Origin of the sequence: Nostoc flagelliforme FACHB-838 (assembly GCF_014698065.1) — a bacterium.
GTDB lineage: Bacteria > Cyanobacteriota > Cyanobacteriia > Cyanobacteriales > Nostocaceae > Nostoc > Nostoc flagelliforme_B.
This window is the reverse complement of the sequence record NZ_JACJSI010000023.1, coordinates 1-19,219: the sequence shown is the minus strand read 5'-3', so window position 1 is coordinate 19,219 and position 19,219 is coordinate 1. Positions and strand designations below refer to the sequence as shown.

General features: G+C 40.3%; 19 protein-coding genes and 3 pseudogenes. 8 read left to right on the top strand and 14 right to left on the bottom strand.

The features are described 5' to 3' along the window. Positions 1–14 precede the first annotated feature (14 nt). A complete protein-coding gene (locus H6G97_RS13935; protein WP_190941175.1) occupies positions 15–620 on the bottom strand; it encodes a hypothetical protein in 606 nt (201 codons plus the stop codon). 1,079 nt (positions 621–1,699) lie between these two features. Between H6G97_RS13935 and H6G97_RS13930 the strand changes: the two are divergent. The 3 genes and pseudogenes from H6G97_RS13930 to H6G97_RS13920 form a co-directional block, all read left to right on the top strand. Further along, positions 1,700–1,855 (top strand): annotated as a pseudogene (locus H6G97_RS13930) (DUF4114 domain-containing protein); the annotation flags it as partial. A 782-nt stretch (positions 1,856–2,637) separates the two neighbouring features. Further along, positions 2,638–3,066, top strand: a complete 429-nt coding sequence (locus tag H6G97_RS13925; protein WP_190941174.1) for a hypothetical protein — start codon at positions 2,638–2,640, stop codon at positions 3,064–3,066. 200 nt (positions 3,067–3,266) lie between these two features. Continuing rightward, complete coding sequence (locus H6G97_RS13920) at positions 3,267–3,500, top strand: DUF3134 domain-containing protein (RefSeq protein WP_100900013.1); 234 nt, start codon at positions 3,267–3,269, stop codon at positions 3,498–3,500. Between the two features lie 122 nt (positions 3,501–3,622). Here H6G97_RS13920 and mltA read toward each other — a convergent pair whose 3' ends face one another. Together mltA and H6G97_RS13910 are read right to left on the bottom strand one after the other, a co-directional pair. Then, positions 3,623–4,915 carry a murein transglycosylase A gene (gene mltA / locus H6G97_RS13915; protein ID WP_190941173.1) on the bottom strand — a complete coding sequence of 431 codons (1,293 nt, stop codon included), beginning with the start codon at positions 4,913–4,915 and terminating at the stop codon, positions 3,623–3,625. Positions 4,916–5,034: 119 nt separating this feature from the next. Continuing rightward, positions 5,035–6,381, bottom strand: coding sequence for a proton extrusion protein PcxA (locus H6G97_RS13910; protein WP_422394184.1), 1,347 nt, complete (start codon positions 6,379–6,381; stop codon positions 5,035–5,037). Positions 6,382–6,468: 87 nt separating this feature from the next. Between H6G97_RS13910 and H6G97_RS13905 the strand changes: the two genes are divergently transcribed. Continuing rightward, positions 6,469–8,649: a PD-(D/E)XK nuclease family protein gene (locus H6G97_RS13905; RefSeq protein ID WP_190941171.1), complete on the top strand. Its 2,181-nt coding sequence runs from the start codon at positions 6,469–6,471 to the stop codon at positions 8,647–8,649. Between the two features lie 108 nt (positions 8,650–8,757). Here the strand turns inward: H6G97_RS13905 and H6G97_RS13900 are convergent. Beyond that, positions 8,758–9,192 (bottom strand): annotated as a pseudogene (locus tag H6G97_RS13900) (YidH family protein); the annotation flags it as partial. Between the two features lie 175 nt (positions 9,193–9,367). Here H6G97_RS13900 and msrA point away from each other — a divergent pair. Beyond that, positions 9,368–10,036: a peptide-methionine (S)-S-oxide reductase MsrA gene (gene msrA / locus H6G97_RS13895; RefSeq protein WP_190941169.1), complete on the top strand. Its 669-nt coding sequence runs from the start codon at positions 9,368–9,370 to the stop codon at positions 10,034–10,036. Between the two features lie 35 nt (positions 10,037–10,071). Here the strand turns inward: msrA and H6G97_RS13890 are convergent, their stop codons facing one another. Next, complete coding sequence (locus H6G97_RS13890) at positions 10,072–11,268, bottom strand: serine/threonine protein kinase (RefSeq protein ID WP_190941168.1); 1,197 nt, start codon at positions 11,266–11,268, stop codon at positions 10,072–10,074. A 112-nt stretch (positions 11,269–11,380) separates the two neighbouring features. Between H6G97_RS13890 and H6G97_RS13885 the strand changes: the two genes are divergently transcribed. Further along, positions 11,381–11,542, top strand: coding sequence for a hypothetical protein (locus tag H6G97_RS13885; protein WP_190941167.1), 162 nt, complete (start codon positions 11,381–11,383; stop codon positions 11,540–11,542). A 28-nt stretch (positions 11,543–11,570) separates the two neighbouring features. Here H6G97_RS13885 and rfbB read toward each other — a convergent pair whose 3' ends face one another. The 6 genes from rfbB to pedR all read right to left on the bottom strand — a co-directional run bounded on the left by rfbB (position 11,571) and on the right by pedR (position 15,396). Next, on the bottom strand, positions 11,571–12,632 hold the full coding sequence (gene rfbB, locus H6G97_RS13880; RefSeq protein ID WP_190941166.1) for a dTDP-glucose 4,6-dehydratase: 1,062 nt from the start codon (positions 12,630–12,632) through the stop codon (positions 11,571–11,573). 78 nt (positions 12,633–12,710) lie between these two features. Beyond that, positions 12,711–13,706, bottom strand: coding sequence for a glycosyltransferase (locus H6G97_RS13875; RefSeq protein WP_190941165.1), 996 nt, complete (start codon positions 13,704–13,706; stop codon positions 12,711–12,713). A 31-nt stretch (positions 13,707–13,737) separates the two neighbouring features. Further along, on the bottom strand, positions 13,738–13,974 hold the full coding sequence (locus H6G97_RS13870; protein WP_190941164.1) for a hypothetical protein: 237 nt from the start codon (positions 13,972–13,974) through the stop codon (positions 13,738–13,740). A gap of 4 nt (positions 13,975–13,978) precedes the next feature. Continuing rightward, positions 13,979–14,680 carry a DUF6391 domain-containing protein gene (locus H6G97_RS13865; protein ID WP_190941163.1) on the bottom strand — a complete coding sequence of 234 codons (702 nt, stop codon included), beginning with the start codon at positions 14,678–14,680 and terminating at the stop codon, positions 13,979–13,981. Continuing rightward, positions 14,677–14,862 carry a hypothetical protein gene (locus H6G97_RS13860; protein WP_190941162.1) on the bottom strand — a complete coding sequence of 62 codons (186 nt, stop codon included), beginning with the start codon at positions 14,860–14,862 and terminating at the stop codon, positions 14,677–14,679. Before H6G97_RS13860 ends, H6G97_RS13865 begins: the two co-directional genes overlap by 4 nt. 270 nt (positions 14,863–15,132) lie before the next feature. Beyond that, entirely contained in the window at positions 15,133–15,396 is a 264-nt protein-coding gene (pedR, locus tag H6G97_RS13855; protein ID WP_069073632.1) for a photosynthetic electron transport-dependent transcriptional regulator PedR, read from the bottom strand. A gap of 362 nt (positions 15,397–15,758) precedes the next feature. Between pedR and H6G97_RS13850 the strand changes: the two genes are divergently transcribed. After that, positions 15,759–16,736, top strand: coding sequence for a carbohydrate kinase family protein (locus H6G97_RS13850; RefSeq protein WP_190941161.1), 978 nt, complete (start codon positions 15,759–15,761; stop codon positions 16,734–16,736). Here the strand turns inward: H6G97_RS13850 and H6G97_RS13845 are convergent. From H6G97_RS13845 to H6G97_RS13835, 3 genes are read right to left on the bottom strand one after another with little or no spacing between them, the layout of a single operon-like run. Beyond that, positions 16,733–17,497, bottom strand: coding sequence for an HIRAN domain-containing protein (locus H6G97_RS13845; RefSeq protein WP_190941160.1), 765 nt, complete (start codon positions 17,495–17,497; stop codon positions 16,733–16,735). The two genes, H6G97_RS13850 and H6G97_RS13845, sit on opposite strands and share 4 nt — an antisense overlap. Beyond that, entirely contained in the window at positions 17,494–17,952 is a 459-nt protein-coding gene (locus tag H6G97_RS13840; RefSeq protein ID WP_190941159.1) for a hypothetical protein, read from the bottom strand. The genes H6G97_RS13845 and H6G97_RS13840 overlap by 4 nt, the downstream gene beginning before the upstream one ends. Before the next feature lie 43 nt (positions 17,953–17,995). Further along, on the bottom strand, positions 17,996–18,673 hold the full coding sequence (locus H6G97_RS13835) for a polysaccharide deacetylase family protein (protein WP_190941237.1): 678 nt from the start codon (positions 18,671–18,673) through the stop codon (positions 17,996–17,998). 283 nt (positions 18,674–18,956) lie between these two features. Here H6G97_RS13835 and H6G97_RS13830 point away from each other — a divergent pair. Then, positions 18,957–19,106 (top strand): annotated as a pseudogene (locus tag H6G97_RS13830) (Na+-transporting NADH:ubiquinone oxidoreductase, subunit NqrB); the annotation flags it as partial. Positions 19,107–19,219: the final 113 nt, after the last annotated feature.

Sequence of the window (19,219 nt, the reverse complement as noted above, 5' to 3'; positions counted from 1 at the left end):
AATATCTGAATAATTTACGGCTGTGAGCCAATTACAAAGCGTGTGAGTACATCAGCAATGGTAACAGCAACAACTACTAATAGGGGAGTTCTGGCAATGCTTTGCCAATCTTCATCTTTACGCACCGCGTTAATCACACCAACTAGAGAAATTGCGATATAGAGTAAGTAAATCGCCCGCAACACATTAAATATCAAACTTACTGCATCACTACCACCAGCATCTGTTCCTGCTAAGTTTTTTATGAAAAACTTTTCAGCTTCCCCAAAAAACTGTGCTTGTGCAGGGGCTGCAAACCAGTCTAACCAATACAAACTCAGAATTACGGCTGCTGCTAAAATTTGTAATATTATTAGCGATCGCCTTGGTAAATTCACTTGCTGCCCAATTTGCTGGCTGATAACTGCAATTAAACTACCAACTAGTAAGCAAAAGAGCAGGATAGGGCTTTTTAGGCTGATAACGCTAACGAATACAGCACAAGCAATCAAAAAAGGTACAGATTCAACCAGAATAGCCAGACAGGATTTACATGCCAGTCTTAACTTGTGAGATTCTTTCGCCGCACTATCAGTTAAAGCTTTGAAAAAGTTTCTCTCGTGAGAACTTTGTCTGAACATTTGCTAATTTTCCTATGGTGTACTATAATTGCTCTTTTTTAAAATTTTACAGTTACTACAATTTAACATGCTTTAACATCATTGTTAATCAAATTATGAATCTGTAGTAAAGTTATACATTGTATACCATTATTATGAAGTTAGGTTAACTTAATGTTAAGATTTATATAACACTAAATATCTCTGGTTGGAGAGGCTAGATTGCAAATCTTGACTTTGAGAATTTCCTCAATCTTCTCATATACAGCAGTTTTCTTTTGCATGAAGTACAAACCTACGGGTTTTCAGGCAGGATAGCGCAGGGGTAGCGAGTCCGCGTACTCTTACAGAGAAGCAAGCTACGCTTTTAGCCTCTCGTAGAGAGCGTTGGCAGGAGTTTGAAACTGTTTTGTCTGATTTTAATTCCTGCATTTTGTACCTCAGTTATTTGCAAGCTGCTGTGTATAGCTTTGATAAACAAGCTTCAAAACTTTGATTTTTTACCTCACAGGGATTTATTTTGATTATTTTAGAAAAATAGTAGAACGTAAATTTTAACGCCTACCATTTTTCTACGGACAGATTAAATTTGGAACTAGATTACAAACTTAAACACAGTCCCTAGATTAGAACTACCACCAAAAAAGGCAGTACCGTAGAAGGTACCATTTGAGAGCTGAATTAGCGTGAACTCTGGCGTTGCCCCATTAGCGCTATTAAAACTAGTTAAACCAGTAATGGTTGCCCCAATTAGCTGATAAATAACTCATCAGATAGTGAGGTCTTTGTCAATCAAGCTGAGTATATTTAGTAAATTCTATTAAATACCCATTAAAATAAATATCTATTAAAACCTCTAAAAAAACCTTAATAAGCAAAACTATGATATAGGCAAAACTTTTATATTTTGCTCTGGTGAGAGTAATAAAAAGTGCCACAAAAGCCATTCTTTAAACACCTCTAAATTCCATAAATATATTTAGTTTTTTAATCATTCCATAATCTAAGCATGGCTTGTGCTTTACCTTCACACTATACTGTTTTTCACATCGAAATTGTATTTAAAACTTTAAGGTTTTATTTACACAATAATTTTTTCTCCAGCAGTTTACTTCCCATTCTTGGGCGCTAATGCTGACAAGGTAGATCATATTCGTCTGTTAGGGAATAACACCTTTGGCTTTGAAGATTTAGCTGGTGGCGGTGACAAAGATTTTAATGATGTTATTGTCAAAGTTAATTTGAGCATTGTCTAAATAAGGATTTATAACTCAGAATTTAAAAGACTTGGATATCCAAGTTTAATAATCAAAAAGCTTTAGCATGTTTGATTTTCCAATAATTCTGAATTCTGAAAGTAGCCGGAGTTGTTCCCGGCTCCGTTTCTGGAAGACAATTGACTGTACTAAGCTGCAAATAGGGGTTTGAGCGAATGTTAAACAGCGCCCACCCTATTCTATGATGCGATCGCAATCAGTATTTATCCGTTAGCGAGAATTATACTTAGTAAAATTTTGTACTATTTAAAATTTAACCGTCAACTATGTTATGATTAGATATGTTGAGAAATATTTTCGGTCATGTGACTGACTATATAGACGCCTCTCCGAATCTAAATCTCTACACTCTTTGATTCTTAAGGTGTTTGATGTCGGTTGATATTGCTAATCTATTCAATGACGTTGAAGATGACGACGTAGATGTGTCTTATCAGAGTATGGATAAAGGCTTTTGGTGTCTACCAACTAGAAAACTGGCAAAAAGAGGGAATTTGCCCTTATAGACACCGAAAAAGTAACCGATATTCAGGCGTTAAGAAATATCTAAGGGATGGGTAATAGTTTCAAAGTTAATAGAGCTAGACCTTTAGAGATAACAGCCTTCAGCATTCCAAAATTTGAAATTTTAGTTAGCCGAACTGTATTGGAATACATCGCGTAGCACTGATACCCATAACTATCAAAAAAAATGTGCTAAGAAGAACGGACAAGTCTAGTGTGTCACAAAACCAGACAACATACGGATACTACTTGAGCTTATGCCCACGGATATAATTACCCGTCCTGAGTCCCTTACAGAAGACTGCTTCTTTACTTACGCCCTTGGGACTGATTTGCATGATTCTAATTCGACAGCCAAATATTTACGCCGAATCAGAAAAGAAGATAAACCATATATCGACATAGCTGTTTCTCCAAGACCTGGCTATCGATTTGAGGTTTGTCTTATACCTGTTGAAGGGTTCGCTCAAGAAACAATATTGACAAAAGATGGGTTTGCGAAAGCTTTAGCGATTATTTGTGCTGTATCTAATAAAGCTAGGAAGCGATTCCCCTCAGGAAATGGACAAGAAATTGTCCGGTGTCAATTTAGCAATTTAGCTGATGCAGTAGCTGTAGCAAACAGACTATCTGCACTGCCTGCTGATATGTATGAAACTCTCGCCAAGCTACCAAATACTTTGTAATATTGCATTCCGCCTGAAGATTTATTATTAGGACTAATGCGGAGACATTTTAATGGTAAGGAAGTAAACGGGTTTGAGATGAAAGGCTCAACGGTTCATATTTCATCTGTTGAGAAAAGGCTTGTTATGCAAGACTTTTAACTTAATGTACAATTTTGATGTTTTTTACGGTAATCTGTAATTCAAAGTGAGTTTTTTTTATGCCTACAAGCCCTTTGCGTGAAGAACCTCGTAACCAACGAGCGCCTGTAATTCGTACAAGTAATGAGTTTATTCTTTTAGAATGGCTAAAGTCAACTGGTCGTTTAATCGAGCGTGAACATCAAGAATCTGAGTATCTGACTGAAGTAGAAGAAATTTCAGAAATGATAGACCTTGATGATATCCCTTACGATCATGACGATGACGATGGTGATATGGATATAGAAGCGTAATTCGTAATTACTTACTCTAAGCGTTTCATTGATTTGGAATGTGTACTTCATTTACCCCGGAAGGTTAATATTCCCGACTGCTTTAAAAAGTCGGGAATCTTAGTATTAAAATGCGAGTATGTTTAATTCTTGGACTTAAGTAATAGATAAAATAATTGTCCATTGCTGACTGTTACACCAGCGCGATCGCCTGCTAATTTCCCAGTACCTAAAAAATAATCTACCCTACCTGCACCTTTAATTGCACCTCCGGTATCTTGGTCAAGAACATAGCGGCTAATAATGCGCTCTTCCATTTTTCCGGTAGGGTTAACAAAGGGAATGGAAGCGCGAATCAACGCTAAAGCACCAGGGGGCATAAGAGACTTATCTGTAGCAATAGAACGCTCTGCTGTTAATGGTACGTTGATAGAACCTTGCGCTGGCTGACCGTAATTTTCTTGAAAAAAAACAAAGCTGTGATCGCGCGGAATATAAATATTTAATTCTTGGGGATGCTGTTGGAAATAGTCGAGAATAATTGGCATAGTTACACCTTCTAGCGGTAATTTGCCATCATTCACTAATTCTCGTCCAATGCTTTTGTAATTATAAGCAGTATTACCCGCATAACCGATTGTTGTTTGAGTACCATCAGAAAGCTGAAGTTTCGCCGAACCTTGAATTTGAGCTAGATATGGTTCGAAGCGATCGCGAAACCAAAACAACTCTAATCCTCGCAATTTCCCTTTTGCGCTTTGTAAACCATCTGCTCCTTCTAACTCTTCGCGTGTCGGATGAGGCTTACTCCAAGATTTTAAATCAGGAGGTAATCGATAAACAGGATAACGATATTCTGCTGTGGGGACGCGACTGGCTGCGTAAAGCGGTTCATAATAGGCCGTAAATAAAACGGAACCTTTATTATCTTTACCGACTGACTGGTAAAGAACAAATTCCCGCTCAATGGCTTGATGTAATTCTGTTGCAGAATTAGTTTTTAATAAGAGTTCGCGGAATCTTTTTAAGCTTTTGATGACGCGATCGCGCGTAATCTCTACCACCGGATACTTTTGATAAGCAGCCTTAGCATTAGCCGTTTCCAGGTATTGGAGACTATGAGCGATCGCACTCATCAGCGCCTTTTTATTTGCTATTTCTCCATATAAAACTTCATCCAAACAAGAGATATCACCTTGACAACAAGTAACTGGTAATCGCTGAATCAATGGTACTTTTTGCTTTTGTGTAAGTGCATCTTGATTTTCAGCAGTTAAAGAAACTGGGATATCCCACTTTTTCACCCGACATTCTGGCAAAATGAGTTCCCGATGCGCTAAAGATTGCATCCGCACCAGTAAAATCGACAAAACCACAGGTAAACTTATGGCAATAGCTTTGTTAAATTTTCCTAACCCAACAAGCGTATGTTTCATCAAAATTCAAAATTTTTGATACTATCTTACCTCGCTCAAATTCAACAATAAAACGTCAAAAATAATTTTTAATTGTTTGACAACACCAAAATTATTCCTAATCGCCAGTTCCCAATCCTCTATTCATTCATATTACGATAAGTAGCAACTGCGGAAGGCGATATTCGATTCAAATATCGGAATATCCAGTATTTAAATATGGTATCTAAAATCACTGGGAATGTAGCAATAAATAAGAAGATAAAATCTCTATTTGCTGGTAATCCCCAATGACGTGATACACCTTCTAGAAGTACTTCCCAGCCATGAGGAGAGTGAAATCCTACGAATATATCAGTAAACAAAATAATGATAAATGCCTTGGCACTATCGCTAAGTCCATAGACAATATGATCGAAAAAATCTTTTAGCACAGTAATAGAAGACTTGCTGACGACCAAAAGCCAAATAAAAGCAACTACTGAGAAAATATCTGCAAAAACATTTTTGATTGCATTAGAGCTTTCGCTGCGAAACTCTAATGCAAGCTCAGTAGCCCTCTTTTTCATTTCAGTTTCAATTTGCTCAGGTAACAGTGGAGGAGCTTTGATAATTAAATTTTCAAATTTGAGCTTTTCTTCAAATCTTTGTAGTTCTACAAGCGCTTCCTCTTCCATTTCTGAATTGAGGAATATTTGTATTTCTTCAGTGTTTCTAAACCTATCAATAATGGGGCCGACTACAAAAGCTTTTGCTATCTGATGCGTCAAAAGTGGTATGATGATTAATAGTAAAATAAACCTGATAGATATTATTGTTCTTCTTTGAGTTTGACGAAAAGTCTGAATTACGTCTTGTTCAGAATTAGGGTCTAATTCAACTTGCAGACGACTGATAGTACTTAAAATAGAGCGAGGCAAAACGCCCAGTGTATCGGCTTTACGCTTTACTTTTGATTTATTATCCGGATCTTTAATTGGTATTTTGGGTGGTAACGTCGGAGTATTGACAATTAGTGAATTCCCGTCAGATATCACAGGCTCAACTGGTAAGTTTGGAGGTATAGCTACTAAAGCTTTGGAAGTTCTTTGATCAGAAATTGTTGTGTATTTTGATGTAACTTGATCGATGAAATTTAGCTTTTCCAAAACGAAAGAAGGACTTGGATGCTCTATACCCACTTTCTCAGCAGCTTTTTGATTCTCTTCATTTAAAAACCAACGGCTTGCTTTCAACTCTGTAAGCCGCATCCTTACAGTTTTTAATAGCTTTTTTAGGTCTGACTCAAAATAGTCCATCACACTGTTACTGTACATGGCTGAGTCAATGTCTATTTTATTACCATTGAAATGTTTATCTTCAATTTCCTTAATCTTTAATGCTGCATCATAAGCTTGATGTAAACAACGTTCAGGAGTCTGTAAGTACCATCGGTAACTATCGAGTAAGAAAGAATAGATTTTTTGACTAAAAACAGAGTTTTTCATTGCAAACAATCATCCAGCATTATTTGGTAATTCTTAACCTTAAGTTAACGCACGAGGTATACTAGCAAATCTACAAGGAGAAAGTTTGTGGTTTCTCATTCGGTTTGGATTGTTGGCACTAGCCGTAGTGGTAAGACGGCTCGCTTGGTAGAGCAATTTTGTAATTGGGTACAACCTGAGAATAGATACGCTGAATCATTTTATACTAAAAAATCAGGACTTAAAAAAGCTAGCCGTGTATCCGAATTTTTATATCTTAAACAAACAGAACCGGGAGTTTTAGTCTTAGCTGCCAATGATGATAATCGCCGAGAGTTAGGAGATATAATTGTTACGTCTACTTTGGGTAAATATCCGGTTCGGGCCAAGACGCCACTAGGTTTTTTTCAGGATGAAGTTATTTTATTTTGGCCGTTGCTAATTAACTCCTTGAACCTGAAGGCACAGTTTCCGGTAAGATTGCGACCAGAAACAGAACAAGAATTAGCAACTAAACTCTGGCGTCCCCAATTAGACGAAGAAATTTTACGTGTTGCGGGAGTGAATGAATCTCGCTTGGTGCGTCGCATACTCGATTTATTCCAATTAGCAGCTTACAGTGGTACGCCTTGCGAAGATATTGCCCAGATTTTGGTAAGAGGTCTGGGGGAAAATAGTACAACCTTAGAGCCGGAATTTTTGGCATCTTTGCTGCTAGATTGGCGGAACTGGTGTTTAGAGAGAGGGTTATTAACTTATGGCATTATTACTGAACTCTATAGTCAGTACTTGTTAAGCGATCGCAATTACCAGCAGCACTTAACTAAACGTTATCAGGCGGTACTGGCGGATGATGTTGATGATTATCCTAGCGTAGCGCGTCTTTTGTTTGAGTTGTTATTAGATCAAAGCGCAGTTGGGGCGTTTACTTACAATCCCGATGGTGCAGTGCGATTGGGATTAGGAGCAGATCCGAACTATCTAGAAGGGTTAGCAGAGCGTTGTCAGGTAGAAATCTTGAACGGGCCGCCTCCAGAGTCCCTTAGTGAGCAACTAACTGAACAAATGGTGGAATTAGTCACAGAACCGATGGTACTGTTGAGCCTACCAAAAACAGTGCCTTCAATTCAAACCACCTCCCGCGCCCAATTATTACGGCAAACAGCGGAAGTAATTGCTAATGCCATTCAATCACAACAAGTACAACCAGAACAAGTAGCAATTATTGCACCAGGTTTAGATGCGATCGCTCGTTATACTCTAGTAGAAATCCTCGTCAAACAAAATATCCAAGTAGAATCGCTTAATGACCAACGTCCCCTAATTAGTTCACCCATCATTCGCGCATTACTCACCATGCTGGCACTAGTTTATCCCGGTTTGGGACGACTAGTAGATCGGGATGCCGTGGCAGAAATGCTAGTTGTCTTGAGTAGAAAACAACAACCACCAGAAAAGTCTACAGACGCGATCAATCGCGTCTCTACTGATATTGATCCGGTACGCGCTGGTTTGATTGCAGATTACTGCTTTGTACCCCATCCCGATCGCCCCAACTTGCTACCAGTGTCAGCCTTCGAACGCTGGGATCGAATCGGCTATGCAGCAACTACAGCCTATAGTAAGATATTAGAGTGGTTAGAACAGCAGCGATCGCAACAAGAACTGCGCTTAATTCCCAGTCCCATTTCCCTGTTAGACAGAGCAATTCAGCGCTTTTTGTGGAATGGTAGTAATCTCCCCTACGAACAACTAGCAGCACTGCGGGAATTATTAGAAACCGCCCAACATTACTGGGAAATTGACACCAGATTACGACAAATTGCCCCAGTTGAGACAACACCTCACACAACTATTATCGAATTCATTCAACTACTGCGACGTGGTACGATTACCGCCAACCCTTACCCTGTGCGCCCCATCGGTGGAGCGAGAAAGGCTGTCACCTTAGCAACTATATTTCAATATCGATCTAGTAGGCGATCGCACCAGTGGCATTTTTGGCTGGATGCTGGTTCGCCTCTATGGGCCAAAGGTGGCGCAGCAACTTTGTTCGGTGCGCCGTTTTTCCTGCGAGATAGGTTAGGCGAACCTTGGACAGCAGAAGATGAAAAATTGGCAGAAGAACAAAGACTGCGAAGAATTTTGACAGATTTACTCTCTCGTGTATCCGAGAGAGTTTATTTGTGTCACAGCGATTTAGCCGTAAATGGACAAGAGCAACTAGGGCCGCTGTTACCCTTAGTCAATGCCTGTGTCACAGTTATTTCTGAAGCTACTGTTAACTAAGGCTCAGATCCCCGACTTCTTAAAGAAGTCGGGGATTTTATTGTAAAATATTTGTTTGTATTGATTAGTAATTGTCCCTTTTTTAACATTAAGGTTTAGGGTTAATCTTTGCAAATTTCGGCACTGTGGTTGAATTGAAACACGAGAACGAGCGGGGACTTGATCGCGCCTTAAGAGCAAAGGAATACTGAGAAGTCCCAAAATAATTACTACTCCGGTCATTATCCAAACCATTAACCTATTTGGTTTATAATCTGCTCGTTCAATTTGCCAGAAAACTTGATTGTATCGCCACGCAGCTAACGCAACAGTCAAAATGCCAGAAATTACCAAAACCAAACCCAAATTTTCCGAATTGGATAATGGATTTACCGGAGGTTCTTGTTGAGTAATCGCAATATTCAACTGGCGCAGAAATATACCAAATCGGGCAATAGCAAAACCAAAGCTAATCAATGCAATAGAAGTGCGTAGCCAAGCAAGAAAAGTACGTTCGTTCGCTTGATGCTCCCTTTGACGGTCAATTTTTGGTATTTTATCCATGAGTATCTTCTGAAGCCAATTTACCCTTGAAAAGTATTCATAACATTGATGAATAGCATGGACTAGCGCCACAAGGTCAACACAGCCCAGTTAGGATTCTGAGAAAACCCCAAGCGATCGCGAGAATCTTTACAATAGTAAATAAGGTAAAGATATATATCAGAGTCAAAATCAAATGGGACTATTCGGATTTGGCAAAAAGTCAGTTATGCCCACGCCTGAAGAAGCTTTGTCAGGAAGGGCACAATCTATGTCAGTACCCGCAGCTCATTATGTCAACAAGAATCCCTTAAAACCTCCTTATCCCAATGGATTAGAGAAGGCAATTTTTGGCTTGGGCTGTTTTTGGGGTGCAGAACGCAAATTCTGGCAACTTAAAGGAGTTTACACCACAGCAGTGGGTTACGCTGCTGGTTTCACACCCAACCCCACTTATGAAGAGGTATGTAGTGGGCGAACCGGTCACAATGAAGTGGTGTTGGTTGTGTTTGATCCCAAAGTGATTAGTTTTGCTGAACTGCTCAAAGTCTTCTGGGAAAGCCACAATCCTACCCAAGGGATGCGCCAAGGTAATGATGCTGGCACTCAATACCGTTCGGGAATTTATGTATATTCCGAAAATCAAAAGCAGCTAGCAGAAGCATCGCGGGAAGCTTATCAGCAAGCTCTCAACGATGCAGGTTATGGCAAGATTACTACAGAAATCTTGGATGCGCCGGAATTCTACTACGCTGAAGCTTACCATCAGCAATACCTGGCTAAAAATCCCAATGGGTATTGTGGTTTAGGAGGGACAAACGTATCTTGTCCCGTTGGTGTAGTTGAATCGCAAGTTAGTAGTTAGAGATAGAGTAGGGGCGCACAGATGTGCGCTTCTACTTAAAATACAAATTTGAGTACAACGACGATCGCTCGAATCCACAACATAATACTAATAGGCGCTCCAATTAGAATACCAGCGATCGCCCAGCCTCTTTGATGTGCTTTGAATTGTTCAATACTGCGCCACGGTCTACTTTTCCAAGCCCATTCATTGCCTTTAGAACCAAGTGCGATCGCCATTAACCACCAACCATGAGGTACAAAAGAGAATAGCCCATACCACACCTGATTCGGCCACATCCACAACCAAGGCATCAGAAATGCGCCCCAATTCCAACCGAGAATTTCTTCTGGAACTGTTTCGTTGTAATTATTGATTCCGCATCCAGAATTGTTGATTATTTCTTTTAACGGCAAAAGCTGATTCTTGTTTGCAGATTTGACAGCCAAACCAGATTTGAGAGTACTTAGCGCTTCGCGTGCGTTAGTAAATCGTTGTTCGGGAGCGGGTTCTATCAACTTTTGTAACCAGCTGACAAAACTAGGACTCAAGTTAACTCGGTCAGTAAATTGCAGCCGCAAATCCTGCTGGGGTAAATCAGAAGGGGAAGTTCCAGTTAACAAATGAATTAGAGTCGCACTCAGTGCATAAAGGTCTGAAGCCGCAACTGCTCGACCACCAAATTGTTCCATTGGGGCATAACCATAAGTCCCTACAACGGTAAAAGTAACGCCTTCTTTTGCTGCTTTATCCTGAACTGCGCCAAAATCAACTAAATAAATCCGATTATCTTCGCCCCAGATTAAATTACTCGGTTTGATATCTCTATGCAACACACCTGGATTCAACTCATGTAGATACGTGAGAATATTTAAAATCTCAACAGCAATTTTTTTAGCTTGTTTTTCACTAAATCTTTTGCCAATAGCAAGTTTTTCCTTAAGCGACTCACCAGGGATATATTCTTGTATTAAGCCAAACCAGAGTGTGCGATCGTCAATACAAAAATAATCTATGTATTGGGGGATGCGCGAATGATTTAGCTGTTTAAGAATTTGTGCTTCCCTCTCAAAAAGTTTTAAGTCATCCCACTGCACAGTACCGCCAAAGGCCAAAAGTTTGACTACAACGGTCGAATTTTCGTCATCAGAGGCTTGTAAATCCAATGCTAGCCAAGTTTGACGAATTCCATTGTTGCCGAGTTGACGCTGAATTTGATAACGATCTTGTAATATCTGTTCTGGTTGCAGCATCTGACACCTGCTGACAATTTACGTTGATCTGATTCCCTTATATTCAAGGATAGTCATTATCTACAGAAATTGTGGGAGCCTGATAATTTTTTGACAAAAGAGTAGCTAAACCGTGAGAAAACTGAGAACACTCGATGAATTTGAAGAAGAATACTTTCGTAAGCACCTAGAAAAAATCGACGATTATTTAACCGAGATATTTCAGGAATACGCAGACAACAATGATTACAGCACGTTGTTGGCATCCTTGCGCGTCGTTGCCCGTGTATGGTAAATTAGCGATATAGCCGTTTTAGCTGATTCTACAAATAATTTTTGCGATAGTAAGCTTGATATTCCGCAGACAGTAGAGGTTCCCACCAATCACGATGATTGAGATACCATTCAACTGTTAAACGTAAACCCTCAGCAATTGTTACTGAAGGTGTCCAACCAAGCTGAGTTTTAATTTTGTTCGCATTAATTGCATATCTCCGATCGTGTCCCTGCCTATCCTTAACAAAAGTAATCAACTGCTTGGCTGGATGCACTGGTAAATCAGGTGCTAATTCATCCATCATTTGACACAAAAGTTGAACTAGGTTAATATTTTCCACCTCATTATTGCCACCAATATTATATGTTTCTCCTGGCTGACCATGATTAATTACCACATCTAAAGCACGGCAATGATCGCCCACATAAAGCCAATCGCGCACATTTTTACCATCACCATAAACAGGTAATGGTTTCCCTATTAAAGTGTTGATACACATCAAGGAAATTAGCTTTTCAGGAAACTGATAAGGCCCATAATTATTAGAGCAATTTGTGATGATAGTTGGAAGTTGATAAGTATGATAATAAGCACGCACTAAATGATCGCTACCAGCTTTTGAGGCTGAATAGGGACTATTGGGAGCGTAAGGTGTAGTTTCACAAAAAGCTGCATCATCTGCGCCCAAGCTACCGTAAACTTCATCTGTAGAAACGTGTAAGAAACGATAATCAAATGGCTTGCCTTTTGCTTCCCAATGTTGTCGAAAAGCTTCTAGCAGGGTGAAAGTTCCCACCACATTAGTTTGTACAAAAGCAGCCGGTCCAAGAATAGAACGATCAACATGAGATTCTGCGGCAAAATGGGCGATGGTATCAATATTTTCTGTTGATAATAGCTCATCTATGATGGTGCGATCGCAAATATCCCCTTCTACAAACCGAAAATTCTCTATTCCCTCAACCAGCGCCAAATTCAAACGATTTCCCGCGTAGGTAAGCGCATCCAACACCACCACCCGATCTTCTGGATAAACCTTACACCAATGATGGACGAAGTTCGCCCCAATAAACCCTGCACCCCCAGTAACTAATAACCGCCGAATCATCCAATTTCCTCTCTTCTTTTTGTGTTATCAGCGCCTCTGCGGTAGCCTGCGGCAAGCCTCTACGCGTCTACGTTCCTATTACTTAAAATATTTCTTTCTCAGCTTCCCATATATTTTCTGAGCAAGTAATTTTGCCACACGGATTCTCGTTAAACTCTTAATATTAGATGGCTGCTGTATTTTATGGTCAAAAAACTCATTTAACTCATCCAGAATAACTTGGAAACGCTTAATAATATTTTCAGTCCGATATTCAGCCAAAAACTCTTCAGATAAATTAATAGCTACTGAAGAATCAATCACTTTGAGAACACGTTGGACATCATATTCTTGAGAATATCCAGCAATTTTATAGCAATTAAATCCAGGATCTAAGTAATCAGCTAGTCCACCATTGACACTAGAAAATACTTGACAACCACAAGCAAGAGCTTCCATTGGTTGTAAACCAAATCCTTCGCTAACACGCTGTTGCGCCCAGTATTCAGCCGAATCATATAGGTAAACCTTAGCTCGGTTGAATAGTCCAGGTAAATCCTCTATATATGAATCGACAACCAATACTTTACAACGTTTTTGCAACGCTAGAATCAATTCTTTCATTAAATATTCAGAAGACTTGCGAACCTGAACTAAAACATCAATATCCCGTTCCTGCCCTAAATTTTGAAATTCATCAGAAATCTGATTGGGCAAATAGTAAATCAAAGAATTGGGTGATTTCTCTCCCCAGTATCCCATTGTATAACGGCTAACAGTGATTATCGGAATACTCGCAGGCAGCCTAAATGGATAACCTGCACTGTGTGCATGGTAAACTACATTGTATTGCTTAAGTTTAGCCACGAGTTGAGCTATATCAAATCCCCAACTGATAACAAAAATTACATCATTTAAATTTTTTTCTTTTAGCAAATCATCAAGAAAAAGTTTATCTTTTTCCCGTTGACGGTAAGTTACAACATCAGCACTACAAAACTGCTGAACCAGATTAAGGGCTTTTAACTCAGCCCAAAGACCACCACAAGCAAATTTGCCATCTGTACCGGGCAGTAAAAAGTAAAGTTTCCTCATAATTTTTAAGGAAATATTTAACCTCGTGTTCCTATATCCAGGGAGCATTATCCATCAAAGTATCTAACATCTTCTGAAAGTTTTGATGGAACACTACGGCTAATAAACCGCAGAAAATTGTAGTTACTGCCATCACCCACCAAAAATGAGTGACGTGCCATAAGCCGCCGAACAGGGCAAAGATGATTAGTCCAGCGCCAGCGCCCCCTGAAAACAGTAGAGTTGTTTCTTTAGCAGTTTCTTTGAAGGTACGTGGTTTTGATTCCATAAGATTACTCTTGCCAGGCCACTTTAACAAAATGTGCCTCACGCCCCCAAACGTCGCGTGTACGGGTAATATTTTCAATTGCTAGGTTAAAAGGAATTGCAGTTGTTAGATAACGCTGTGCCATAAAACCTAAATCAGGTGCAAGTTCTGCGGCTGTCGTGGCTGCTAACCCTAAACCTATAAGTTGCTCAATTGGTCGAAATGGTAGTAACAGATGTACACCCACAGCTAGTCCAGCTGTTAAAAGCATTGCTACTGATAAATTTGTGCCACAACGGGGATGTACAGCCAAATCCCATTCTCCACTAGTGATGCGATGTCGAGCAAGTGCGATCGCACGCCGCAAATCACTAATATTTACCTCACCATAGAGGTAGAATCCTTGCTCGGTTGACAAACCGCCTAACAGTTCATTATCTAGTTGAACGTTAGTGGCTTCTCCAGTGGCAGGATAGGCACTTTTTGATTCGCTAAGAACCCAAACAGTGGCATGCTCTAAAGCGTGAACCTGCCGCAGCATCAAAATTTCTTTCAACCCTGGAATAAACGATAGCTGTCTGAGTAAGTCGGCATCTTGTGTGGATTGCGGAAACTCTGAAAATCGCTCTTCAAGACTCGGAACTTTCTCAGATACAAGTGACGTAAAACCAAAGTTAAAAAATTCAAAGGGAGACGAACTATCCTGAGAAGAAGCGGAAGTATTCATTGGAACACTGCTCCCAAAGCTGATGGGGTAATATGGATTTCTTTCAAATGTAACGCTTGCACCACTGAATTGTTGCTAATTTTTGTAGATGATTGTTGAGTTGGGGCATTGGGGAGCCACTGCGTTGGGCGGTGCCGACTTGTTCGCGTAGCGTCTCCAACAGGAGAAGCAAGTGGCGTCATGGGGCATTGTAGATGCTTCTCCCCAGTCCCCAGTCCCTAGTCCCTAATCCCCAATCCCCAGCCCCCAAAGAAATTCTGAATTTTTAGTTTCCGAGTCCGAGGGTCAGCTGGCTCCACTAACATAAACTCCAGCTGAGTGAAGGACTCGGAACTTTTGGTAGAGTGTTCACACTGAAAACTTAGGCGTGAAAAGGGGAACAATCAGTAAACCTCAAAATTGGCTTGTTACCATACCAGGACAGAGCAATTACATTGCTAATAGTAAATTGCTTATTCGATCTGGTTAGGCAGAGTACAGCAATTGACATCATTCAAACAGACTTTGCCCCACTGTAAAGCCCAGCGGACAAGGGCTACTCGATTTTCTGTCTCAGTCTTAGTAAGAATATTACTGATATGGTTATCAACTGTACGCTTGCTAATCTCCAGTTTTCCTGCAATCTCTTGGTTAGTTAAGCCAGCGGCTACTAAGTCGATAATTTGCAGTTCTCTGTCTGACAGACTAACGGGGGTCTCAGACTTGCCACCAGCCATGACTATTTCTATCCTCCCTTGGTATATGTACTTAATCGCTCTTTCTAATTCTAGAAGATTCTTTTCTTGGTAGGGGTTTCAAGTGTTAACAGTAATGTGATTGTCAATATTTTCTTTGGATTTCAAGTTGGCATCAATAATAAACCATCCAGTGTTTAAAGTAGTAAATATAGCTCAATATAACAAATCTATCGTCTAAGCACTTAGCTAAAATTAGCAAAGATTAGAAGCATATATATTATATAGGTAGTAAAAATTGCCATTTAATTCTATGAAGAACTGGCGACAGATAAGCAGAAATTGCTGTAGATTTTATACTGTAAATTCCTAATTCCAAATCGAAATCTAAAACTGAAAATGAGATGAGCAATCCCCGTGTTTTATGCCTTGGTGAAATTTTGTTTGATTGTTTAGCCGATCAATTAGGGCTAAAGCTGGAAGAAGTGAAATCTTGGACTCCCTACCCAGGAGGGGCACCAGCTAACGTAGCCTGTGCTTTAGTCAAGCTGGGTACCTCAGCAGGATTTATCGGAGCCGTTGGCGAAGATGAACCAGGGAATGCATTGGCCAAGCTATTACAAGATGTAGGTGTAGAGACTACGGGGGTACAACGTCATCCCACAGCACCAACGCGGCAAGTTTATGTTACACGAGACATGGCTGGCGATCGCACCTTTGCCGGATTTGGTCAGTATGATACCGCAGAATTTGCCGATACTCACCTGCAAGCTAAACAATTGCCAAATTCGCTCTTTCAAGAGGCAGATTTTCTGGTTTTGGGTACTTTGGAATTAGCTTATCCTGAAAGTGAAAAAGCAATTCACCGCGCTCTAGAGTTAGCAGAACATTACGACTTGAAGATTGTGCTGGATGTCAACTGGCGTCCTGTATTTTGGGATGAGCCAAATATCGCTCATCAAAAAATTCCAGAATTATTTAAGCGAGTTGATTTTCTTAAACTCTCCAAAGAAGAAGCTGAATGGCTATTTGAAACCGCAGACCCCGGAGCCATCACTTATCGTCTAGCTTCAATTGAAGGAGTATTAGTGACAGATGGAGAAAACGGTTGTACCTATTGTCTGGGTGAGAACGAAGGCAAATTACCCTCGTTTTCCATCCCTGTTGTTGATACAACTGGTGCAGGAGATAGCTTTTTGGCAGGATTCATCCATCAATTGAGTCAGCATGGCATTCACAGCTTGCGGGATGCAGAAACAGCAAAACGTATTGTCACTTATGCCAGTGCTGTTGGAGCATTGACTACCATTAAAGCAGGTGCGATCGCTTCTCAACCGACTGCTGCTGAAGTCGAAGCTTTTCTCGCCACACATCAACTCTAGGAACTAACATAAGCCACTGGGATATCAGCCACCAGAGGCTGATACTCCCGGCTAGAAAATGGACGAAAATCCTCATGCCATTCTGCGGTCATATTACACAATAACCGTAGTTGGAGAGGTGTTGGTACAGGATTAACCCGCTCAACATATACTTTTACAAGTTCTGAATTTTGGTTTTTGAGTTTAAAAACATCATCCACAATATACCGAGGGCAATAACCTACCATGTAATGATCTTCAGTACATAAGAGCAATGCACGCGGGTCATGGGGATTTTGAAATTCGTTAGCTAAATATAAGAGTTCACCCGTTTGTAATTGATTAATCCGTTCTATTGCACAAGCGGGAAAGTGCCGCACTCCGTGTGCAAAAAAATGGATATGGTATAAACCATTGTCATCTGGCTCTGGACAGGGGAAAACTTCAAAATTATCCGTAGTTTTGCGTCCACCACTACGAGCAAGAATAGTAATTGGCTCGTCCTCATGCTGAGGGATATTTAGCCACTCAATATAATTTTTATAATCTGGGCGAGAACGTCGCATTAATCGATTGGAGAACAAGGGAAACAATTCAATCGATGTGTATACTTCCTTTAAGTCTGGAAAAGAGATCAATGGTTGAAACCCGCACTTTACTTGAGCTTCTCTAGCACCATACGTGTAAACAAACTGGTATTTAATATCATCAAAGGTTAATCGACCAATGGGAAACCAAGCACGACTTTTTGGATCTTGCCAAGCTAAAAATAATGTTTTCATAGTAGGGTGTCTTGCAGTTTCAGTAGCCTGCTTTGATTGAATTCTAATATTTTCTGTGCAAATTCAATTGCTGTTTGCGATATGCGTTCTGATGGGATACGCTTAAAAATATCTAACGTATCATTGCTTGACACCCTTGCTAAATTATTTAACCATACTCTGGCTGCATTTGGATGGCGCTGTTGAGCTTCACGAAACGCATCAACCGCCTTGAGAGTCCCTCGCTCGCTATTAAATGTAGCTAGTTCATAATCAGCATGGGGTAGCTCTAGTAAATCGGACAACTCAGATGCAATCTTCTCTGACCAATCTTCTCCTGTATTCGGTCTAGCTTTTTTGTAAAGACACAGACCTAAATCCTGATGATGGAACCAGAACTTTTCTTTTGTTCCCAAATCCTCAGTATCCTCAGGAGCATCTGGGGGAATCTCAATGATAGGAAAATGCTTTGCCATAATTTATATTGAAATCCTCCCAACAAGTTGCCTAAATCCCCATTTAGTCTCCCTTAGCTTGCTGCCATAGAGTATCAACAGTTACAAACTCATAACCTTGTTGTAGCAGTTGCGGAATGAGAATTTTAATTGTGGCAGCAACATCTTCTCCACCGCAAGCGCCATCATGCAAAACAATCAGCGAACCATTTTTAACCTGCTGCATAATTCGCTGTACCACTGTAGTGACACCTGGCCGCACCCAATCTTCTGGTACAACGCTCCACATAACTGGACGGTAATTCCACTGAAAAAACAATTTTAAAGTAGCAGGTGTAAATAAACCATTGGGGGGGCGGACATCTCGCACTTGTTCGGGTTGCAGGTTGCAGGCATTGTAAATGGCAACTTGGGTTTTTTCTAAACTGTCCTTCAATTCATTTGGGGAAAGCATGGGAAAAGAGCGATGATCGTAACCATGCAATCCGATCCAGTGTCCGCGATCGCTAACCGCTTTAGCAATGGCTGGTGAACGGTTGACGCAAACACCCAACCAAAAAAAACTCGCTGTAACGTTATAACGGTCTAACACTGCTAAGACTTCGGGTGTGTATTGAGGATGGGGCCCATCATCGAATGTAAGTGCGATCGCTTTAGTATGAGAATTTCCAGCCCAAAGGCAGTTGGGAAAACTGGGCTGGAGAATGCTGTAAAAAATTGGAAACAGGGAAGCTAGTTGCATTTTGCGTTTATCTGCTGACAACTTTTTGTAGGTGTTGCTTGCGAAACCGCGTAGGCGTAGCCCGTCGTAGACATCGCACCGCATACATACAATGCCTCAATATTCTAGCCAAATTATCAAAAGACTAAACTTCGTACTCATAACTTGAAATCCTAAGCAATATCAAGGCATAGGTGTGAACTTGCAGGTCGTTTTGTAACAAAATCTGTAACAGCAACACTATTTGAGCAATTACTCGCCTAAATTGGTGAAAATCTACGGGTAATCCCTGAATTTAGGGTTAATGTTGCTAAAAGATATACGAGATTATCAGATTTTATTTCTTGGCTTGTTCCTAGTCTTGGGAATTAATACACGAGATTGGACGCTGCGACCACAGTTAATTGGGGTAGCGATCGCCACAATTCTTGCAATTCAATGGATATTGTCATTATTCGGTCGGTTCGCTGATTTAAAAAGCTAGAAGAGGAATTAATGCACTGTAAAGCTTATGGAGCTTAATTAGATAGGATTCTGGTAAGCACTTATCCAGGTACAAGGTAAGGG

What these genes read in the sequence shown, in the direction of transcription:
- H6G97_RS13935 (WP_190941175.1), bottom strand. Translation starts at nt 620, where the DNA reads ATGTTCAGACAAAGTTCTCACGAGAGAAACTTTTTCAAAGCTTTAACT.
- mltA (WP_190941173.1), bottom strand. Translation starts at nt 4,915, where the DNA reads ATGAAACATACGCTTGTTGGGTTAGGAAAATTTAACAAAGCTATTGCC.
- H6G97_RS13835 (WP_190941237.1), bottom strand. Translation starts at nt 18,673, where the DNA reads ATGCAACTAGCTTCCCTGTTTCCAATTTTTTACAGCATTCTCCAGCCC.
- H6G97_RS13925 (WP_190941174.1), top strand. Translation starts at nt 2,638, where the DNA reads ATGCCCACGGATATAATTACCCGTCCTGAGTCCCTTACAGAAGACTGC.
- rfbB (WP_190941166.1), bottom strand. Translation starts at nt 12,632, where the DNA reads ATGATTCGGCGGTTATTAGTTACTGGGGGTGCAGGGTTTATTGGGGCG.
- pedR (WP_069073632.1), bottom strand. Translation starts at nt 15,396, where the DNA reads ATGGCTGGTGGCAAGTCTGAGACCCCCGTTAGTCTGTCAGACAGAGAA.
- msrA (WP_190941169.1), top strand. Translation starts at nt 9,368, where the DNA reads ATGGGACTATTCGGATTTGGCAAAAAGTCAGTTATGCCCACGCCTGAA.
- H6G97_RS13845 (WP_190941160.1), bottom strand. Translation starts at nt 17,497, where the DNA reads ATGAAAACATTATTTTTAGCTTGGCAAGATCCAAAAAGTCGTGCTTGG.
- H6G97_RS13870 (WP_190941164.1), bottom strand. Translation starts at nt 13,974, where the DNA reads ATGGAATCAAAACCACGTACCTTCAAAGAAACTGCTAAAGAAACAACT.
- H6G97_RS13875 (WP_190941165.1), bottom strand. Translation starts at nt 13,706, where the DNA reads ATGAGGAAACTTTACTTTTTACTGCCCGGTACAGATGGCAAATTTGCT.
- H6G97_RS13840 (WP_190941159.1), bottom strand. Translation starts at nt 17,952, where the DNA reads ATGGCAAAGCATTTTCCTATCATTGAGATTCCCCCAGATGCTCCTGAG.
- H6G97_RS13850 (WP_190941161.1), top strand. Translation starts at nt 15,759, where the DNA reads ATGAGCAATCCCCGTGTTTTATGCCTTGGTGAAATTTTGTTTGATTGT.
- H6G97_RS13860 (WP_190941162.1), bottom strand. Translation starts at nt 14,862, where the DNA reads ATGACGCCACTTGCTTCTCCTGTTGGAGACGCTACGCGAACAAGTCGG.
- H6G97_RS13890 (WP_190941168.1), bottom strand. Translation starts at nt 11,268, where the DNA reads ATGCTGCAACCAGAACAGATATTACAAGATCGTTATCAAATTCAGCGT.
- H6G97_RS13865 (WP_190941163.1), bottom strand. Translation starts at nt 14,680, where the DNA reads ATGAATACTTCCGCTTCTTCTCAGGATAGTTCGTCTCCCTTTGAATTT.
- H6G97_RS13920 (WP_100900013.1), top strand. Translation starts at nt 3,267, where the DNA reads ATGCCTACAAGCCCTTTGCGTGAAGAACCTCGTAACCAACGAGCGCCT.
- H6G97_RS13910 (WP_422394184.1), bottom strand. Translation starts at nt 6,381, where the DNA reads ATGAAAAACTCTGTTTTTAGTCAAAAAATCTATTCTTTCTTACTCGAT.